At 30.4% G+C, this 17849-nt stretch carries 11 protein-coding genes; 7 read left to right on the top strand and 4 right to left on the bottom strand.

The window, feature by feature from the left end; genetic code table 4:
- Nucleotides 1–682 precede the first annotated feature (682 nt).
- From pgmB to R7X45_RS03320, 4 genes are read right to left on the bottom strand one after another with little or no spacing between them, the layout of a single operon-like run.
- Nucleotides 683–1345 carry a beta-phosphoglucomutase gene (pgmB, locus tag R7X45_RS03305; protein ID WP_318055893.1) on the bottom strand — a complete coding sequence of 221 codons (663 nt, stop codon included), beginning with the start codon at nucleotides 1343–1345 and terminating at the stop codon, nucleotides 683–685.
- Nucleotides 1335–3707: a glycosyl hydrolase family 65 protein gene (locus R7X45_RS03310; RefSeq protein WP_318055894.1), complete on the bottom strand. Its 2373-nt coding sequence runs from the start codon at nucleotides 3705–3707 to the stop codon at nucleotides 1335–1337. The genes pgmB and R7X45_RS03310 overlap by 11 nt, the downstream gene beginning before the upstream one ends.
- A gap of 1 nt (nucleotide 3708) precedes the next feature.
- Complete coding sequence (locus tag R7X45_RS03315) at nucleotides 3709–5343, bottom strand: alpha-amylase family glycosyl hydrolase (protein WP_318055895.1); 1635 nt, start codon at nucleotides 5341–5343, stop codon at nucleotides 3709–3711.
- 11 nt (nucleotides 5344–5354) lie between these two features.
- Nucleotides 5355–7355 carry a pullulanase gene (locus R7X45_RS03320; RefSeq protein WP_258824978.1) on the bottom strand — a complete coding sequence of 667 codons (2001 nt, stop codon included), beginning with the start codon at nucleotides 7353–7355 and terminating at the stop codon, nucleotides 5355–5357.
- A gap of 994 nt (nucleotides 7356–8349) precedes the next feature.
- Between R7X45_RS03320 and R7X45_RS03325 the strand changes: the two genes are divergently transcribed.
- Genes R7X45_RS03325 through R7X45_RS03355 form a run of 7 tightly spaced genes read left to right on the top strand, consistent with a single transcriptional unit; the run spans nucleotide 8350 to nucleotide 17657 of the window.
- Nucleotides 8350–8787, top strand: coding sequence for a hypothetical protein (locus tag R7X45_RS03325; RefSeq protein ID WP_069099605.1), 438 nt, complete (start codon nucleotides 8350–8352; stop codon nucleotides 8785–8787).
- A 31-nt stretch (nucleotides 8788–8818) separates the two neighbouring features.
- Nucleotides 8819–11284 (top strand): hypothetical protein, encoded by a 2466-nt coding sequence (locus R7X45_RS03330; RefSeq protein ID WP_318055896.1) that lies wholly within the window; start codon nucleotides 8819–8821, stop codon nucleotides 11282–11284.
- Between the two features lie 2 nt (nucleotides 11285–11286).
- Nucleotides 11287–11790 carry a hypothetical protein gene (locus R7X45_RS03335; protein ID WP_318055897.1) on the top strand — a complete coding sequence of 168 codons (504 nt, stop codon included), beginning with the start codon at nucleotides 11287–11289 and terminating at the stop codon, nucleotides 11788–11790.
- Nucleotides 11783–14833, top strand: a complete 3051-nt coding sequence (locus R7X45_RS03340) for an ABC transporter permease subunit (RefSeq protein WP_318055898.1) — start codon at nucleotides 11783–11785, stop codon at nucleotides 14831–14833. Before R7X45_RS03335 ends, R7X45_RS03340 begins: the two co-directional genes overlap by 8 nt.
- Nucleotides 14834–14837: 4 nt before the next feature.
- Nucleotides 14838–15773 carry a sugar ABC transporter permease gene (locus R7X45_RS03345; protein ID WP_155265567.1) on the top strand — a complete coding sequence of 312 codons (936 nt, stop codon included), beginning with the start codon at nucleotides 14838–14840 and terminating at the stop codon, nucleotides 15771–15773.
- A gap of 2 nt (nucleotides 15774–15775) precedes the next feature.
- Nucleotides 15776–16975 carry an ABC transporter ATP-binding protein gene (locus R7X45_RS03350; RefSeq protein ID WP_044284268.1) on the top strand — a complete coding sequence of 400 codons (1200 nt, stop codon included), beginning with the start codon at nucleotides 15776–15778 and terminating at the stop codon, nucleotides 16973–16975.
- A complete protein-coding gene (locus R7X45_RS03355) occupies nucleotides 16965–17657 on the top strand; it encodes a hypothetical protein (protein WP_044284269.1) in 693 nt (230 codons plus the stop codon). Before R7X45_RS03350 ends, R7X45_RS03355 begins: the two co-directional genes overlap by 11 nt.
- The last annotated feature ends 192 nt before the right edge of the window (nucleotides 17658–17849 follow it).

Below are 17849 nucleotides of genomic sequence, written 5' to 3' on the forward strand. Positions count from 1 at the left end.
AATCTATATCACGAGTTTCAAGTTTAAAATCTGAATAGCTTTTTGTATTTTGAAAGTGTCAAAGCGGTCCAAAAACACTTAGACTTAATGATGAAAAAGCAATAATATTAGTGATAAATTTAAAAAGTTTTAGTTTTTTCTTCATTTTTTCTCCTTGCTATTGAAATTCTTTAACATAAAATTATAACATGTATTTGAGAATTTTTGTGAAAATTTCATTTAAAAATATTGCATTTAAAAAGAATAAATTATTACAAATTAGCACGCTAATTTTAGGTATCTTCAAAAAGGTGTGTCAAAATCAAAAGATACAGATTCGTAATTCAAGAAAAATTTAAGAACATTAAAATTGGCAAATCTAAAGGTTAAAAATTGCAATTTTGCATTTTCAGGAAGAATTTAGACAAATTTATAAAAAAGAAAAATGCAAAATTGACACAAAGAGTCAATTTTGCATTTTTAAGAAACACTTTAATAAGAAATTGGAAAAAAGTTTGATAAATCTATGAAAATAAATCCCTGTCAGCCCAAAAAGAAATAGAAAATTAAGGGTTTTTCTGAAAAAAGATAATGGAATTTATTAAGAAAAATGGAAAATTTTCTTAGAACGACGGGAATGCTGCTCAATTATTTGTGTCTGAATTTTTTTAGTAATTTGTTATTTAAAAAAGATTTTTTTGGATTAACTGTTTAAAACTGTTAAAATATGGTCGATTTTAAGCTGATCTGTTGATGAAAATCAAAAATCAGCCTGATTAAATTCACTAAATTGATCCAAAGAAACAACAACTGATCTCATTTTTGCACTTTTTATTGATAAAAACCCTGAGAGAGAATCCTCAAAGCCGATGCAATTTTCGGGATTTAGAGACAATCCTTCTGAAGCCAATAGAAAAATATCAGGCGCTGGCTTAGGTTTTTTGATTTTTTTAGGATCAGCAATATAATCAAAAAAAGCAATAATTCCAAGTTTTTCTAAAATTAAAGGTGCATTAAGGCTACTTGAGGCCAGTGCAATTTTCAATTTTTTACTTTTTGCACTTGTTAGTAAATCTAATATTCCTGGCAAGAGATGGTCTTTATTTAGATTTTCAAGTAATTTTAGATAAATTTCATTTTTCTTGAAACAGACAGTATCAATTTTTTGTTCATCTCAGGTCAGTTTTTTTAGTTCTAAAATTGCTTTTAGCGTTTCTTTTCTTGAAAGCCCTTTTAATTCGGCATTTTCAGTCTCGCTAAAGTCAATATTTTCGGCTAAAAGTGATTGTTTTCAGGCTAGAAAATGTAGTTGGGCAGTGTCTGTTATTATTCCATCTAGATCAAAAATCAGTCCTTTAATTTTCATGGTTTATTGCAAAAAAATGCACGCTTTCTATAAGTTGTTCTTGATTATTTATTCAAATTTTTACAGGTTTTTTATTGAAATTTTCAACCCTAAAAGTCGAGTGATCAATTCTTACTTGTAAATTTGCACCTTGAAAACTAAAGTTATAAATTAATGAATTTCACTCTTTTGGTAAATTAGGTTTTAAATGAATTTTATGATCAAAATAAGTTAGACCACCAAAGCCAAAAACAACCATTTGTCAAATTGCAGCAAGCGATCCGGCATGAATTCCGGCATCAGAACTTTTCATGTTTTGGCCTAAGTCAATGTTAATTCCGTACTGAAAAAGTTGATAAGCTTTGTCGATTTTGTTAAGTCTTATTGCTTCAATTGCATAAGTTGCCGCTGAAAGTGAGGAGTCATGTGTTGTAATTTCCTCATAAAAATCAAAGTTTTTTGCTCTAATTTCTTCAGAATAAAGTTCAGGAAAAAGGTATAAAAGTAAGACAACATCAGCTTGTTTAACTAGTTGGGATGCAAGAATTTTTTGCCCTTTTACAAGTGAAAAAAGTTTTTTCCCTGCATCACCAAGCATTTTAAATTCGCTAATATCGTTTCGTTCTAGCTCTAAAAAGCTGTCATTTTCGGCGATAATTAGCTCTGAATTTGGCTTTTGTTGGACTAAATTCTGTCCAACAATTTTGATTTTTTCAAAATCAATTTTATAAGGAATTTTTGCTAGAACTTCTCTAAATACTGGAGTATTTTTTATTTTTTCAAAATAAAAAAGCGCTAGATCAAGGTTATATTTTGCCATTGCGTTAATATAGGCCGAATTGTTAATATTACCTTTGTATTCATTTGGACCCATTACATCATTAATTTCAAATTTTCCGTCAGTAGTTTTTTCAGCCCGGTTAGTGTAAAATCAAGCAGTATCAAAAATTATTTCATAGCCGTATTTTTCCATGAAATCTTGATCCAAAGTAACAACAAAATATTGTTGAATTGCATATGCTATATCAGCTGAAACATGAATTTCTTGACGGGCAGAGGCAATTGGGACTTGTTTTCCAGAAATTATATCAACCTGACCTCAAATTGGACAGACTTCACCATCTTTAGGCAAGGCCATTTCTCAGGGAAACTGGGCTCCTTCAAGGTTAGATTCTTGAGGTCTGACTTTAACAGAAGCGGCTTTTTTTCGGGCAGCATCTAAGCCTTTATAACGATAAATTAATAAATTTCTGACAACATTAGGTTCAACAAAAAGATAATTAGGATTAATAAAAAATTCTGAATCCCAATAAGTATGACCTTGATATCCTTCGCCAGTTAGACCTTTGGCCCCTGCGTTAATTTCGGTCGAATTTTTACGAAAAAGTCCATTTAGATGATAAAGACCAAAATCAAGTCCAAGCTGGTCAAATTGGGAATTTGAGTCAATTTTAACAAGAAATTTTTGTCATAAATTTTTGTCAAGAGCCTGGCTTGATTCTAAAAAAGACTCATGAAAATCGGCGTTTAGTAATGTTTTTAGTGTTAAATTTGCTTGTTTTTCGAGCTTAGAATCTTCAATTAAATTTTCTGAGTCATCAATAGAAGTATGAACTGACATTAATTTTATCAGACTTAGTTTTGTTCCTTTTTTGAATTTTCCTTTGATTCGAAACAGTATTAGTCGTCTTGAGGCATCAACTTGAAAATTGTCATCTCCAGGTTTGATTCTTTGACCGTCGACTTCAAAATGGCAAACTAAATTGTGAATAACTAACAAATTTGAGCTAGTTGAGCGTTGTTTTAACTGCAGAGCATTTTCAAAAGGGCGAAATTTTTCACCTTCGGCAAAATGTTGAGTTCCTGTGTTTGTGTTTTGGGCATTAATTTGTGGGCGAAATTCAATTTGAACATATTCATTTTCAGGACTTACTTCAATAATTTCAACCTCAATTTTTTGGGCATAAAAATTGAGGTTCTGATGTGAAACAAAACGAAAAGTGTCGATTTTTATAGTATTTTTTTGGCGGGTAAGTCTAACTGAGCGTGATAGAGATCCATTTTTTATGTCAAAAACTTTTTGATATTGGTCCTCAGAATCAAGAATTAAGGGCTGTTCATTTATAAACATTGGGGTTGTAATTAAATCAGCTAAATTGCAAATTTCCGGAACTTCATGTTCAACATCTTTATTAAAAACACCACTTACAAAAAATCCTGGCTTATTATAATAATCAGGTTCTTCGTCACTACTTCTGAGACCTAAATATCCATTTGTTAAGGCAAAAATTGATTCAGTTTTTCCTGTAAATCTTCGGTCAAAGCCATTTTGAATAACTAGTTTTTTTAAATTGTCATATGTCAAAAATTGGTTAGTTTTCATTTTATTCCTTAATTAAAATTGACTCAAACGGGCGGAAAAAATCCTCAGGTTTTTTGAGATCTTGATATGAAGAAAGTAAGGGTTTTTGCTGAATTTTTTCAGAAAAAGGTAATTCTTTTTTTGTTAAATTTAAGTAAAAAATTAATTTTTCACCTTTAAATTCACGGCTAATTTTGCAAATTCCGTCTTTGGTGATTTCCAGTTTTGCTGTTCCGTCAACAAGCAAATCTTTTAAGTCATTTTTATAAAGAAAAATTAATTTTTTATAAAAATTTAAAATTGAATTTTTGTCAAAAGTTTGGCTCTCAACATTCATTCGTGGGTCATCAAGGCTTGTGTTAATTCAGGGTGTTTGGCTTGAAAATCCGCTGTTTTTATCTAAATTTCAGCGCAAAGGACCTCTTCCTGAATCGCGACTGTTAATATTTGCATAAATTAACATTTCTGATTCAGAATAAATTTTTTCTGTATCAACAAGTGAAGCAAAAGCATTTTTCATATCAATGTCAACAAAATCTTGTCTGTTTTCAAAGTAAGAATTGGTCATCCCAATTTCTTCACCATAGTAAATTATCGGAATTCCACGCATTGAAAAAAGTAAAAGAGCTAGCGATTTTGCTGATTCTTTTCAGAAAAATGGATAGTCTCCTCAACGAGAAATTGCCCTGGAAGTATCATGATTTGAAAGAAAATTGCTCATTAAACTCGGACTAATTTCGTCATTATGTTGAAAAGGGATTTGGGCATTAATAAAATCTTGATAGTCTCAATTTGCATTAAATCCGTTTCTGCCAGTTTTGTTTGACCAGCCGATTCATCATCATGAAAAGTTAAAAAAATTGTTGGCCAAAGGTGACTTTCCGGCCCCATATTTTATTAATTCTTCAACAGTTATTCCGCTAGCCTCGCCAAAAGTGTAGGCATCAGGCTTATTTTTAAAGGCAAGTTCGTTAAATTTTTCAAGATATTCTTGGGCACCTTTGCATCAGGAAAAATACGGATTTTGTTCAACATTGTCAAAATTTTTAGCAACATGTTTGATGGCATCAAGACGAAAACCACGAACTCCAAGGTCATACCAAAAATTAATAATGTCAACAAAAGCAGCTTGTGTATCTGGGTGGGCTCAATTTAAATCAACTTGGTCAGTGCTAAAAAGGTGAAAATAATATTTTTGAACATCTGGCTGTCATTCTCAGGCAGATCCGCCAAAAATTGAAGTTGCTTTTTGTTCTTCAGGGCTTAATTTTTCTCTTCAAATAAAATAATTATGCTCTTTGTTTTCAGGCGATTCAATTGCCTTTTTAAATCAGGAATGCTGACTTGAGACATGATTTAAAACCACGTCAATTATTATATCTATATTTAATTCACGGGCTTTTTTTGTCAGTTTAGCAAAGTCATTAAGACTACCAAATTTAGACCAAATTGACTTATAATCAAGAACATCATAACCCGCATCGACAAAATTAGTGTCATAAAATGGGGTTAGTCAAATTGCGTCAACTCCTAAATCACTAAGATATTCAAGTTTATTATAAATTCCAAGAATATCGCCATTTCCGTCATTATTTGCATCATAAAATGATCTGACAAAAATTTGGTATACTACTTTATCTTTTAAATTTGTTTTCATTTTAGTAAAAATTAATCCTTTTTTGTTAGCAAAATAGACTGATGAGATTGGATTAAATTGTTAATATTATTCAATTTTGAATTAAAAAGTATCTCAAAGTCATCAAAATTATACTCATACTGATTATTTGAAAAATTGTGAATAATTTTAACGACCTGACCATCTAAGTCAATTTGAAAAATAATTAATCCTTTGTTTTTGTCAACAGTTTCAAAATTTAGACAATCTTTAATTTGCTGATTTGTTTTTAGTCTAAAAAATTCGGTTTTTTGCCGAAATTCATTAATTTTGGCAAAAAAATTAAAAATTTGTTCCTCAATTTGCTTATTTTTTAAAATATCAAATTTTAAACCGTTAGTAAAATCTGTTGTCTTGTAAGAATTAAAATCAAAAAAATCAGCATTTAAAAACTCAAAAGGTGGATTTTTTTGATTTAAATTTGGATGGCAACTTTGATAAGTTGCTCCAGAAAAATCACAAACTTTTGAAAAGCAAAACTCACTTCCGGAACTAAAAAGCACTTTTCCTTGGACAAAAGAAACCAACATTAAGGCTTGCCGGTAAGTTTCAATAAATTGTTTTTTCCCCATTTTTGGCGATGATGACAAAATTTTATCAGCTAAAGTCGGCCCATCATGACAGGTTAAATATGCTAAATTTAGACTAATTTCATTAGCAAAAAGATCATAGTTTTTTTTAGAATGGTAAAAATCTTTAAAATCATAATTAGCAATATTTCCTGGAATCGAAGAGACATAAGCGCCGAATTTTACAGCATTTTTTGATAAAATAAGACCTTTGTCATTTGGTGAATCACTGCCTCGAACTGCATTTCGAATTGTGTCATTAAAATATCCAAAGTTAAAATCATTACCACCTTTTCCTTTTGTTAGTCTTTTAGAAAAAGGTAAATCGCTAAAATCTCAAGCTTCTCCGTATAATAAAATGTTAGGATTAATTTTTCTTAGCTCTGTATCGATAATTTTTAGTGATTTTTTGTCTAAAAATGAAGCTAAATCAAATCGAAATCCATCAACTTTATAATATTTAACAAAAAAAATGAGTGAGTCTAAAATTAGCCTAAAAGCCATCGGTTTTTGGGAGTCTAAAGGCGCAAATCCAACTGGAAAAATTTCAGCATTTTCGCGATAAAAATGACCTGGGGCAACATTTTCAAAAACTGAATTTTCAAAAGTGTGATTGTAAACAACATCAAGAATTATTCCAATATTGTTTTTGTGAGCTTGGTCGACGAAATTACGGAATTCAACAATTTTTGCATAAGGGTCTTGTGGATTTGTTGAAAAACTAGAATTAAGTGAAAAAAAACCAATTGGATCATAACCCCAATTATAAACGCTATAATGGCCTTTTCCGTCGCCTTGGTGGAGAATAGGAACACTTTTTTGGGCAAAAGTATAGCAAGAATGGAGTGGAAGTAATTGTAAAAAGTTTAAATTCAGCTTATTTAAGTAAGAAAAAATACCATTATCAATCGCTCCAATAAAAGTTCCAGGATATTGGACTTTTTTTGAAAGCGAACTAAAATCACGAACATGGAGCTCGTAAATCTGGGCATCAATTTTGGGATCAGCCTCAAATAAGTTAATATCTGAAGGCATTTGGCCGGCTTTTTCTGAAAAAATATCAATTAAAAAGGCCTTAGGAGTTTCATTTTTAGTTCAATCAAAAGGAGCAAGACTGAATGCATATGGATCAAGGGCGAAAGTTGTTGTCGAATTAGCGTGCTCAACCTTCAAATTATATGAATATGATTCAAATTTTTCGCTAATTTTGCAAAACCAAGCTCCTTTTGTTTTTTTCATTTTTATTGCTTTAAAAGGTGTTGAATCTTCAAAATGTTTATAAATTAAAAATTCAACTGAAATTGCATCAGGAGATCAAAAATAAAAATGAAACTTTTCATCCTTCAAAAACAAGCCAAGCGGTCCTAGGTATATTTTTCCGCGCGAATTTTTGCGAATTAGACTTTTTTCATAGTCAAAAAGCATGTTTACACCTAAATAATAAAAAAATTTGGCAAATTATTGGCAAAAATTTAAATAATTTAATATAACTTGCCGAAAAATAAATGCAAAATTTAAATTTTTATATTTAAATAATAAAAAAATTGCATTCTACTATTTTAGCATAAAAAAATTCTTTTTATTTTTTTTTAATTATTTTTTCAGCCTGTCTCTAAACAATGATTGCTTGAGATATTTTTTTTAGTCACCTTCTAAGCTGACCTAGAAAATACCATTCCTTAGATAATCAAATAAAGCAAACTAAAAAAGCTAAAATTTTAACTTAAAAAGCAAAATTATGAAATTTTTAAACTGCTTTTTTAGTTTAAAACACTAGCAAAAATCAATTTATCGATAAAATAACAAAAATCACAAAAAAAATACAACTGCTATTTAAACTCAATGTAAATAGAAAACTCGTTTTTACTTACATTGAGCCTAAAAAACATATGAAGTTTTGAAAGAACAATAACTAAAAGCCCTAAATTTGTAGATTTCTAAACGGGTAAATTCAAGGCATTCCATCATATTTAAAAATATAATGGATAATTCGCATTTTCTGATTTTTTTATGCAAAAAACATAACTAATTCCCCCTTAATTCAATATCAATTTATTAATTATTCTTAGTGATGCTTATTATAACATAATTTTTTCTTAGACCAAGCATTTTTTTTTTTTTTTGCAAAAGCCTAAATTCAAAATAATAAAAATTATGATTTTAGGACAAAAACACAGATTTACCATTATTTTTGCATATTTATATTCACTAAAAAGTGAATTTTTGCGTTCAAGTTGGCAAACCCGGGAAAAACTGGATTTAATAGATGGAATAATTATACATTAATTTTGCAAAAAATAAAGAAAAATATTGATTTTGCACAAAAAAATAATTTTATAAGAATTTTTTTATATTTTTTTAATTTTTTAATAAAAAATTATTTTTTTTGATAAAATTACAAAAGAGTACGTATAGACATATGACAAATTCAAAACCAACGTTAAAAACAAGGTTTCGATATATTTTTTTAGGAAAACTGCCTCTTGAACGAAAGTATCGTCCTAAAATCATCGAATACTTCTATTTATTTATTGGAAATTTTGTAATTTCTACTTTTTGAGTATTAGTTTTATTAGCTTTTGGAAAATATGAATGGAAAATTTCCGAAAATTGAAGTCTAATTTTATCTAACGAATTTAGTAGTTATTTTTGAAAATTCATAATATCTATTAGCATAACAGCTTGAGTTGTCAATATTTTCTTATGTATTCACTTGATTTACATTCTTTCAAAAACTGAAGATTATAAATGGGTAGTATTTTTGTCAATTTTTACTAATGTTTTTCCCTTTTTTAGCTTTTTTAGCTTAATTATTTCAGTTTTTGGCTTTTATAAACACAAAATTGTTTTTAAATAGATGTAAAAGTGTTTTTTTGAAAGGAATTATCATGAAGAAAATAACAAAATCAATTTTTGGAATGGTTTCTTTTAGCCCTATTGCCTTAATAGCTTGTGGGGGTCCTGTAAACGAATTTGCCCATAATAAAGAAATTATTGTCGCCGTTGACCCAGCCCAGACAAATTATTGAAAACAAAATATTGAAGAATTTAACAAAACTGATTCAGCAACAAAAAACGGCTTTAAAATTAGAACTATTTCCAAAAATGTCTTTTCAGCACTAGATTTTTCAACAGTTGGCCACACAGACACAAACAATACACCCGATATTTTTTATGCACCTCAAGACCGAATTACCGACTTAGTCCAAGGTGGAGCAGTTTCTTATCTTAATGATTTTTTGCCTAATTTATTTAATGAAATTACAGACCAAATTGGCGCTACAGCAACAGAAAAAGAAAATATGAAAAATTTCGGGACTGTTTTTGGTCTAAAAGATAACAGAGTCCATTCAGAATTTGTTGGAATCCAACACAACAAAGAAGGGATTGTTCTAGCCTCAACAGAAAACGAAGACCAAACTCGGACAATTTTGCAAAATCCAGACACAGACAGTCTTGCTGAGCTTGTTGAAAAAGGCGAAGGTCTGTTTAGAATCCAAGACTTTTGGTACGGAAATGGTGTTCTTGCCGGTGCGCTTGAAAAAATTGCTCAGCGCGAAAATTTAAAAGACGAAGACGGAAAACCGTTGAATTTAATGTCAAAATTGCTATACACCAAAAATAATCAGTTTACTTCTGGTCTTCTTCATAGCGATATTGATCCGGTTGTTGATGCTAATTTAAAACCGGAAAATAATGAATATCAGCAGTATTTCCGTGAAGCTTTTAAATCAGTGGCAAAAATTTACTACCCAGTTTTTAAAGCTGCTTATGAAAGTGAAGCTGATTATAAAAATTCAATTTGGTCTAAAAAGGGAATTTCACAGGCAGATTTAGCACAAATTATTAAATCTGATATGAATGTTACCCAAAATACAATTTTTCGGCTAATGAAAGAAAAGAAACTAAAATTTGCAATTATTGGAACTTGAGATGTGCAAAACTCAGAAAAATCTGCAAATGCCAAGTCTTTTTTTAACATCACCAAAGCAACTAATGAAACTGATTTTAAACAGGCCCTAGGTTCATGATCTTTTTTGATCAACTCACGAAATAATTCATCATCTCCTGAAAGAAAACAAGCCCTAAATGATCTTTTTAAAATAATGTTTTCGGCTAAAACAAACACTGCTTATTTCCAAGATGACTCAAAAATTCCGTTTGTAAAAGCACTAACAAATCAAATCAAACAGGAAGTTGAAAAAATTAATCAACCTCTTAGTGTAAAATTTGAAACACTTAAAAAAGACTTAGGATATACAGACGATAACGAAATTGAAAATGCAATAAATGCCCAAATTCAAAAAACAGCAAATCCAAAATATATCAACCAAACAGTTGAGTCAAATTGAGACAAAACAACAAATCCAGATGCTAGCTCAGAAGAAAATTATCTCACTTTTAGTTCAAGAATTGAAACAGAAAATCTTGATTCCAGCCTAGTTGAAAGTGCTAATAAAATTAACAGTTTAATTGAAAAATACCAAAAATTTGCCGCAATCCGTAATACTTTGGCGACAATTTTTGGGCAAACAGATTTATCTAAATTCACCGGAAATGGTGAGAGCTGACAAATTGATCAGAGTTTTTTCAAAGTTGGAATTAAAGATGCAAAAGTTGGAAAATACGATCTTGATATTTCCCAAAGTGATACTACCGCGCATGTTCGTAAAGTTGAGGCTTTCCTTTTTGGTGCAAATGGTGATGAGCAGTCTGAAAAAGACCAAAAAATTGAACAGTACAGTAAATTAATTTTGGAAAATAATCACGATCTGACAAAACTTGAGGCAAGTATTGCTGCTGAAATTAAAGAAATTCAAGAAAAAGCAAAATTAATTGCCAAAAATCCAGCTGCTGATGCAACAATTGAAAAAATTGCGCGTGCTTATTTAAATAATTATGTTAGTGCTGCCCTAATTCGCTCATTTGTTAGTCCTGAGACAATTAAGCAAACAAAAGCACAAAAAACTACCACAAAATCAGGTCAAACTGTTGACAAATACACCTTAGGCGATGCTGAACAAATTATTAGTGAGTACTTAAAATCAAAAAGTTTTGACAAAATTCTTAACGTAATTGACTCAGATAAAACAATTGAAAACCAAGGTGTTGGAATTCTTAATACCGATAATTCTCGTTTTGACAGATCAAATCCACAATTTAGCTCAACAGTTTGGGGTGCTTGAAATGATCAAACTTTTGGTTCAGAAGTTTTCCACAAAAGTGTTTTGGGCAAAATTAAAAACGAAGAAGATTTTGCCAAAATATTTTTTGACAAAGTTGCAATTGAATACTACAAAAAAATTCTTCTTGCAAACCAAGGAACTAGCAGGGTTATTGTAAATTTTAGTTAAAAATGGGGCCTTTTAAATTTAAGATTAACATACCAAAGGCACATTTTTATTTGCTAATTAGTTTAAGTGCTTTTTTATCAATCGCGCTTATTAGTTGAATTTTAATCCCTTTTGTTTTTGGGACACATTTAGATCAAATCAGTAAAACAGATCAGGAAAATCAACGCGAAATTTTAGCCTCAAATTTAGCAGCCGGAAAATTAAGTGCTTATATTGGGACAAATTTATTTGTGATTTTCTTTGGAATCTACCTTTTTTTGGCTTATTCAAAAGTAAAAATTGGCTATTTATTCTACTTTTTTTGGATTTTTGTCTTTTGTTCAATGGCCGGCTATCCTTATTTTCAAGGAGCTGAAAAATTAAATAGTGCTGAATTAATAAGCGGAATTTTTATCTCTATTTTTTCTGGGTTGATTGTTGTTGTCTTGATTTATTCAACTTACATTTACCGACTTAAACGAATTATTACAAAATACAAATTAGCAAGTGGCGGTTTTAATGCATAAATTACAACTCTATAATTATTATGGCAAGAAATTTGACACGATTATTGATATTGAGGCTAAAACGCTAAAATCTTATTATCATAGCGCAAAAATTACTCACTCAAGATTTTTAGATAAGATCAAAATTCAAGAAAACATTGAAAAAGAGCTGTTTTTACGGGCCCGGCAAACAATTCGCGACAATCTAAAACGCGAATTACATAGTCAAAAAATCGCCTTTAAAAATGAGCTTAAAGTTCTCAAAGACGCTTATATCAAACTTAATTTTGCAGTTTCAGTTGAAAAATTGCTCAGTTTTGAAATTAAAAAAATTGAAAAAGAGCTTAAAAATCTTCGCAGTTGATTTAAAGATTTTTCAAAATCACTCAACCAAACAGAAGATAGCCCGCAAGTTAAAGTTGAATTGTTTGAAAAAACAAAAAAATCAACCTTAGAATCTGAAGTTGACTTAATAAAAAAACACTTCATTTTCCAAGTCTGCCTAAATTATGTTAGAAAATACCAAGATTTTGACTTTGATCTAAACAAAATTAGCCAATTTCTTGATGAAGACGGCAAAAAATTCTTAGCTCAGTCAAATCTAAAAAGTGATTTTTTTGTCAATTTTTATCAGCAAATTAAACAAAAACAAGAAGAACTATTAAAAAAATCAGCTTTAGCTAAAAAAAAATACACTGAAACCAAAGAGTTACAAACTGACCTATATAAAAAAAGAAAGTCAAATTTAGAACTCAAAGCAAAACAAAAAATAATTTCGCTCGAATATAGTTATAAAAATGCAATTGATTTCCTAAAACAACAAGCAAATCAGCAAAATGCAGCCCAAAGAGAATTAATTAGCGAAAAAAAGCAGGAAATTATCGCTTTTGAGTCCAAAAATATTAGCAAACTAAATGAATTTAAGCACGAAATTAATGCCCAAATTAGCAAAATTAGTGCTCAAAAACAAAAATATCTTGCCTTTAGTTTGTCCCAGACAAAAATAAATTTCCTTGATCAGGCGATTAAATTATTTTACGCCATTCAAAAAAATCAAAATTTTGAAATTCCAGATTTAGATATTTCCCTAGAAAATCACAGTCAAATTTTAAAAGATAAACTAGATTTTTTCCATAAATTAAAAGATGAAAATCAACAACTTTTTGATTTAATTAAAAGTCATTATTTTGGTTTTTATGGTAGCTTTTTGATAAAAAAACTAGCAAAATCAAGCCTAAAATGGCAAATTTTGCTCCAAAAAGCTAAATATTTAAAACAGTATTCATACAAAGGCCATTATCTTCAGGATCTAGGCTGGGCAACCAGAGAAAAAACAATTGAAGACTTTAAGACACGGATAAAATTTATAAATGAAAAAATTCTTGCAAAATACGAGCTCAAAGTTTTAAAATCAAGTCCAGATTTTAAAACTCAGCAAGAAGAAATTAAAACAAAGGTCAGCCAAATCAAGCAAAATTATCTTGAGAGTGTTGCAAAAAACAAAAAAAGGCTTCAGCAAAACGAAATTGCCAAAACAGCCTTTAAAAATTTGCAAAAACAAGCCAAAATTGCAAAAACTGACCAAAAAAGAACGCTGTTTTTGAGCTCTAAAATAACAAAATTCAAACAAATTCTCAAAACAAATAATTACCGTTATTTTAACGAACTAAAAGTTAACAAAAAAATTTATGAATCAAAAGCAAATGAAGCACTAAAATCTTATCCTGTTGAGACAATAAAAAACGTCCGTTTTATTAGCTTCTTTTTGAATTTAATCTTCCCAGGACTTGCTGAGTTATTTGTATTTCGTCAGTTTATCAAAGGATCTTTACTTTCAGTTGTTAGTATAATTTCTTATGCTTTTATAATTCCCTTTTCATTTGGGGCTTACTGGTCAAAAATGGGCGGAATTCCGGGCTTTGCTGACTTAGGAGCAAATCTACACTCGCCCCGGGATGGTATTTTTACTGATGCACGTTTTTATCTTTTTGGTGGCGTCCTGTCGGTAATTTTAATGGCTTTTGTGCTAGTTTACTTTCTAATTGGGGCAATTTCGGCCTGAAGAATTGCAAAAGCAATGGAAGCTGGCGTTGTTCCGGGAAAATGACTCTATTCAAAACAGTGACTCCAGACTACCGGATTTCCGTGAATGATTTCACTAATTGGCCATGCTTTAATGATTTTTATCGTTGCTGCGCCAATAATTACTTCAGTTTTAATTTCTTTTACTGATTATGGCTACAATCATGCTGCCCCAGGTCAAACAGTTAACTGAGTTGGACTTAAACAATGAGGAAAATGGTGGGATTATCGCCAACTTGGACTGTTTCAATCACTAGCTTCGGTTCTTGGCTGGACTGCAATTTGGACAGTTTTATCAACACTATTTCCGATTGGTTTAGGAATTTTAATTGCAATTTTAACAAATTCTTCCCGAATTAAAGGTAAAAAGATTTTTCGCCTAATATTTATTTTACCTTGAGCAGTGCCTGCGTTTGTTTCTTTGTCTTTTATTCGTTCAATGTTTGCCGCTGATTCAAAAGGTTATATTAATTTAATTTTAATTAATTTAGGACTTATTAAAGATGGAATTTCTTGACTAAACCAAATTGGTACGGCCCGAGTTTTACTGATTGTTGTCCAGACTTGAATTAGTTATGCCTTTATTTTTATGCTTGTTACTGGAAATCTGCAGGCAATTTCGGGTGAAATTTACGAGGCTGGCGCCGTTGATGGGGCTTCAAAATCGCAAATTTTCTGAAAACTGACGCTTCCACAGCTGCTTCTGGGAATTGCGCCAATGTTAATTGGACAATTTGTCGGCGCCTTTAATAACTTTACAACAATTTCAATTTTCACAGGCGGTGGTCCTGCTTATGCAAATGCCTCCCCATTTGGTGAGGCCTCAACAGACATTATTATTTCTTGGGTCTTCAAACTAACAACTCAAGGAATAAAAATTGACGGACACCAAGCTTTTGCCGCCGCACTTTCAACACTGGCAGCGCTAATTAGTATTAGTTTTGCCCTTCGTGGTTTTATAAAATCAATGCAAAGGAGATAAAATTATGAACTTATTAGTGTCAAAAATTGCTAGTTATGAATTTGTTGCCAAAAATGCTAGTCCAAAAAAACGTCTAAATTTAAGTGATGAGCGCGATATTAAGCCAATTGAGTTGCTTTGAATTTTTCTTAATTATTTAATTTTAATTTCTTGGTCTGTTGTTGTTTTATTTCCAATAGTTTCGCTAATTATTGCAACTTTTAATGTTGCTAATACTCGACTTATTACAATTACACCGTTTGTTTTTGGTTTTGATAATTTCACTTATTTATTCACTTCTGAACGGTCCTATTTTTTCTCTTGGTACGGAAATACGCTAACAATTGCGCTTTTAACGATGGTTATTTCAACTACTGCCGTTGCTTTAAATAGTTATGCTTATTCACGTTTTCGCTTTAAAGGTTCAAAACATTCTTTGACAATAATTATGTTATTGCAAATGATTCCGGCAACTTCTTCGTTAATTTTTCTCTATATTTTAGTCCAAATTGGCCAAATTGGCGGAATTTCACCAATATTTATGTTAGTGATTATTTACTCAGGTGGGGCAGTTTCTGGAAATACTTTCATGCTCAAGGCTTATTTAGATAGTATTTCCCGCGAACTTGATGATTCAGCAAAAATTGATGGCTGTTCAAATTTTGGTGTTTTTTTCAAAATTTTATTACCGGTTTTACGACCTGCAATAATTATGGTCGCACTTTGATCTTTTTTAACACCATTTACCGATGTTATTTTGCCAAGATTTGTGCTTTTCAATATTCAAGACTTAACTCTTGCTGTTGGGCTTGAAACATTTATTAATGTCGAGCCAAAACATGTCAATGCTGGTGCTTATGCAGCTGGGGCTCTACTTGCAGCTCTTCCTGCGCTTGGTTTATTTATGTATTTACAAAAATACATAATTGGCGGACTTTCTGAAGGAGCTGTTAAAGGTTAATTATGGAAAAAAATAAAAAACTTTTTGAACTTGAAGATCTTAATTTAGATTTAAATCAAATTGATTTAAATAAAATGGTTGCAAAAATTGGCCAACAACAAGAAGAAACAAAAGGCGCCAAAATTGTTCTTAATAATGTCTCAAAAAAATATGAAGGTAATGACAAATATACACTCGAGGCAATTGATCTTACAATTGAAAGTGGTAATTTTTGCATCTTTTTAGGACCTTCAGGTTCAGGAAAAACAACGCTTTTAAGAATGATTGCCGGTCTAAATTCAATTACTCAAGGTGATTTAATTTTTAATGGCAAACGATACAATAACCTCCCGCCCCATCAGCGAAATATTGCAATGGTTTTCCAGTCTTATGCCCTTTATCCGCATTTGAATGTTTATGATAATATTTCTTTTGGACTCAAAATTGCAAAAGAAAGACGCGACATTATTGACTCAAAAGTAAAAAATGTTGCCCAAATTTTAAAAATCAGCGACTATCTATACTCAAAACCGCGTGATCTTTCTGGTGGTCAACGTCAAAGGGTTGCAATTGGACGGGCAATTGCTCGTGCACCGCAAGTTTTTTTAATGGACGAACCACTTTCAAATTTAGATGCAAAATTGCGTGAATCAATGCGCCGTGAAATTGTAAATATTCACAGAATGCTTAAAACTACAAGTATTTATGTAACTCATGATCAACTTGAGGCAATGACGATGGGAAACCAAATTGTAGTTTTTAATGACGGTAAAATTCAGCAAAATGGAACAGGAAAAGAATTATATTTTAAACCTAAAAACACTTTTGTTGCCACATTTATCGGTTCGCCAACAATGAATTTATTTGATTGTGTTGTTGAGAACAACCAAATAAAGGCAAAAAAGGCGCCAATTTGATTTGAAGTTGATCAAAAATTGGCAAATTTATTAAGTCAAAATCAAGAATTACAAGTCGGTTTTCGTTCAGAAGATATTTATCTAAACCAAAATCAAGCCCAATTTGACGGTATTATTACTAATGTTGAGCTAATTGGTAAAGATCAACTTGTTGCAATTAAAGTCAGCGATCAACTTGAATTAATTTCCAACCAGAACAATATTTTTGAATACTTTTTAGATCAAAAAGTTAAAGTTAGCTTTAATTTAGAAAGGATTCACATTTTTGATGCAATAACAAAGGAGCGAATTGATCTTGATAACTAATTTAGAATCACGAAGTGCCAAAATTTACTTTTTTATTGCACCCTATTTTACTCGTAAAGTTTTACAATTAATAAGTAAAATTTTGCTTTTAATAATTATAATTTTCTCATTTGTGCAAATTTGGCAGTTTCTTGAACGAATCGATTGGGAAATTGATTTTGTTTCAAAAGGTAGTTTTTCTAATTTAACAACTCAAGAAATTACTGAAATTGCTAGAAGCAAATCGACTTCATTGCCACTTTGACCAATTTTTATTAGTCTAATTTCACTTGTTATTGTTTTTGGTTTTATTCTGTTCTTTTTAATTTTAACGCAACATATTTATTTATGAAAACAATTTGGCGATCTCAAAGGATTTTATAAATTTATTTTTACTTTATCCATAATTATTTTTATTTTAAGTTTCTTTATTGTCGCCCTTCAACCGGCTCAAGTTGAGCAAAATGTTAGTGTAAAAATTGGCGAAACCACCGTCACAGATTCAATTTTTTCTGATTTTCCTAATTATACAAAAATGTGAATAAGTCTAATTTTTAGCTTTTTAATTTTGATTTTACAAATAAGTGCAAAATCAAAATTTGGTGCTCTTGAAAAAGACAAAACTTTAGCAAAAAAGCCTTTTGAAACAAAAAGTCTTGAAGCAAAAATAAACCAAATTATCCAAAAAAATTCCAACAGCTAATTGTATTTTAAACATTTTCCCGAGTTTCTCAGTTTGATGAGATAATTTTAAAAAGGTGTCCAGTTTTTGGGCGCTTTTTTAACTTTTTTTGGAAAAAGTTAATTACAATTTTAAAACACTGGCAAAAATCAATTTATTGATAAAACAACAAAAATCACAAAAAAATACAACTACTATTTAAACTCAATGCAA

The sequence above is a fragment of the Mesomycoplasma ovipneumoniae genome (assembly GCF_033343935.1).
In the GTDB taxonomy this organism is placed as follows: domain Bacteria; phylum Bacillota_I; class Bacilli_A; order Mycoplasmatales; family Metamycoplasmataceae; genus Mesomycoplasma; species Mesomycoplasma ovipneumoniae_G.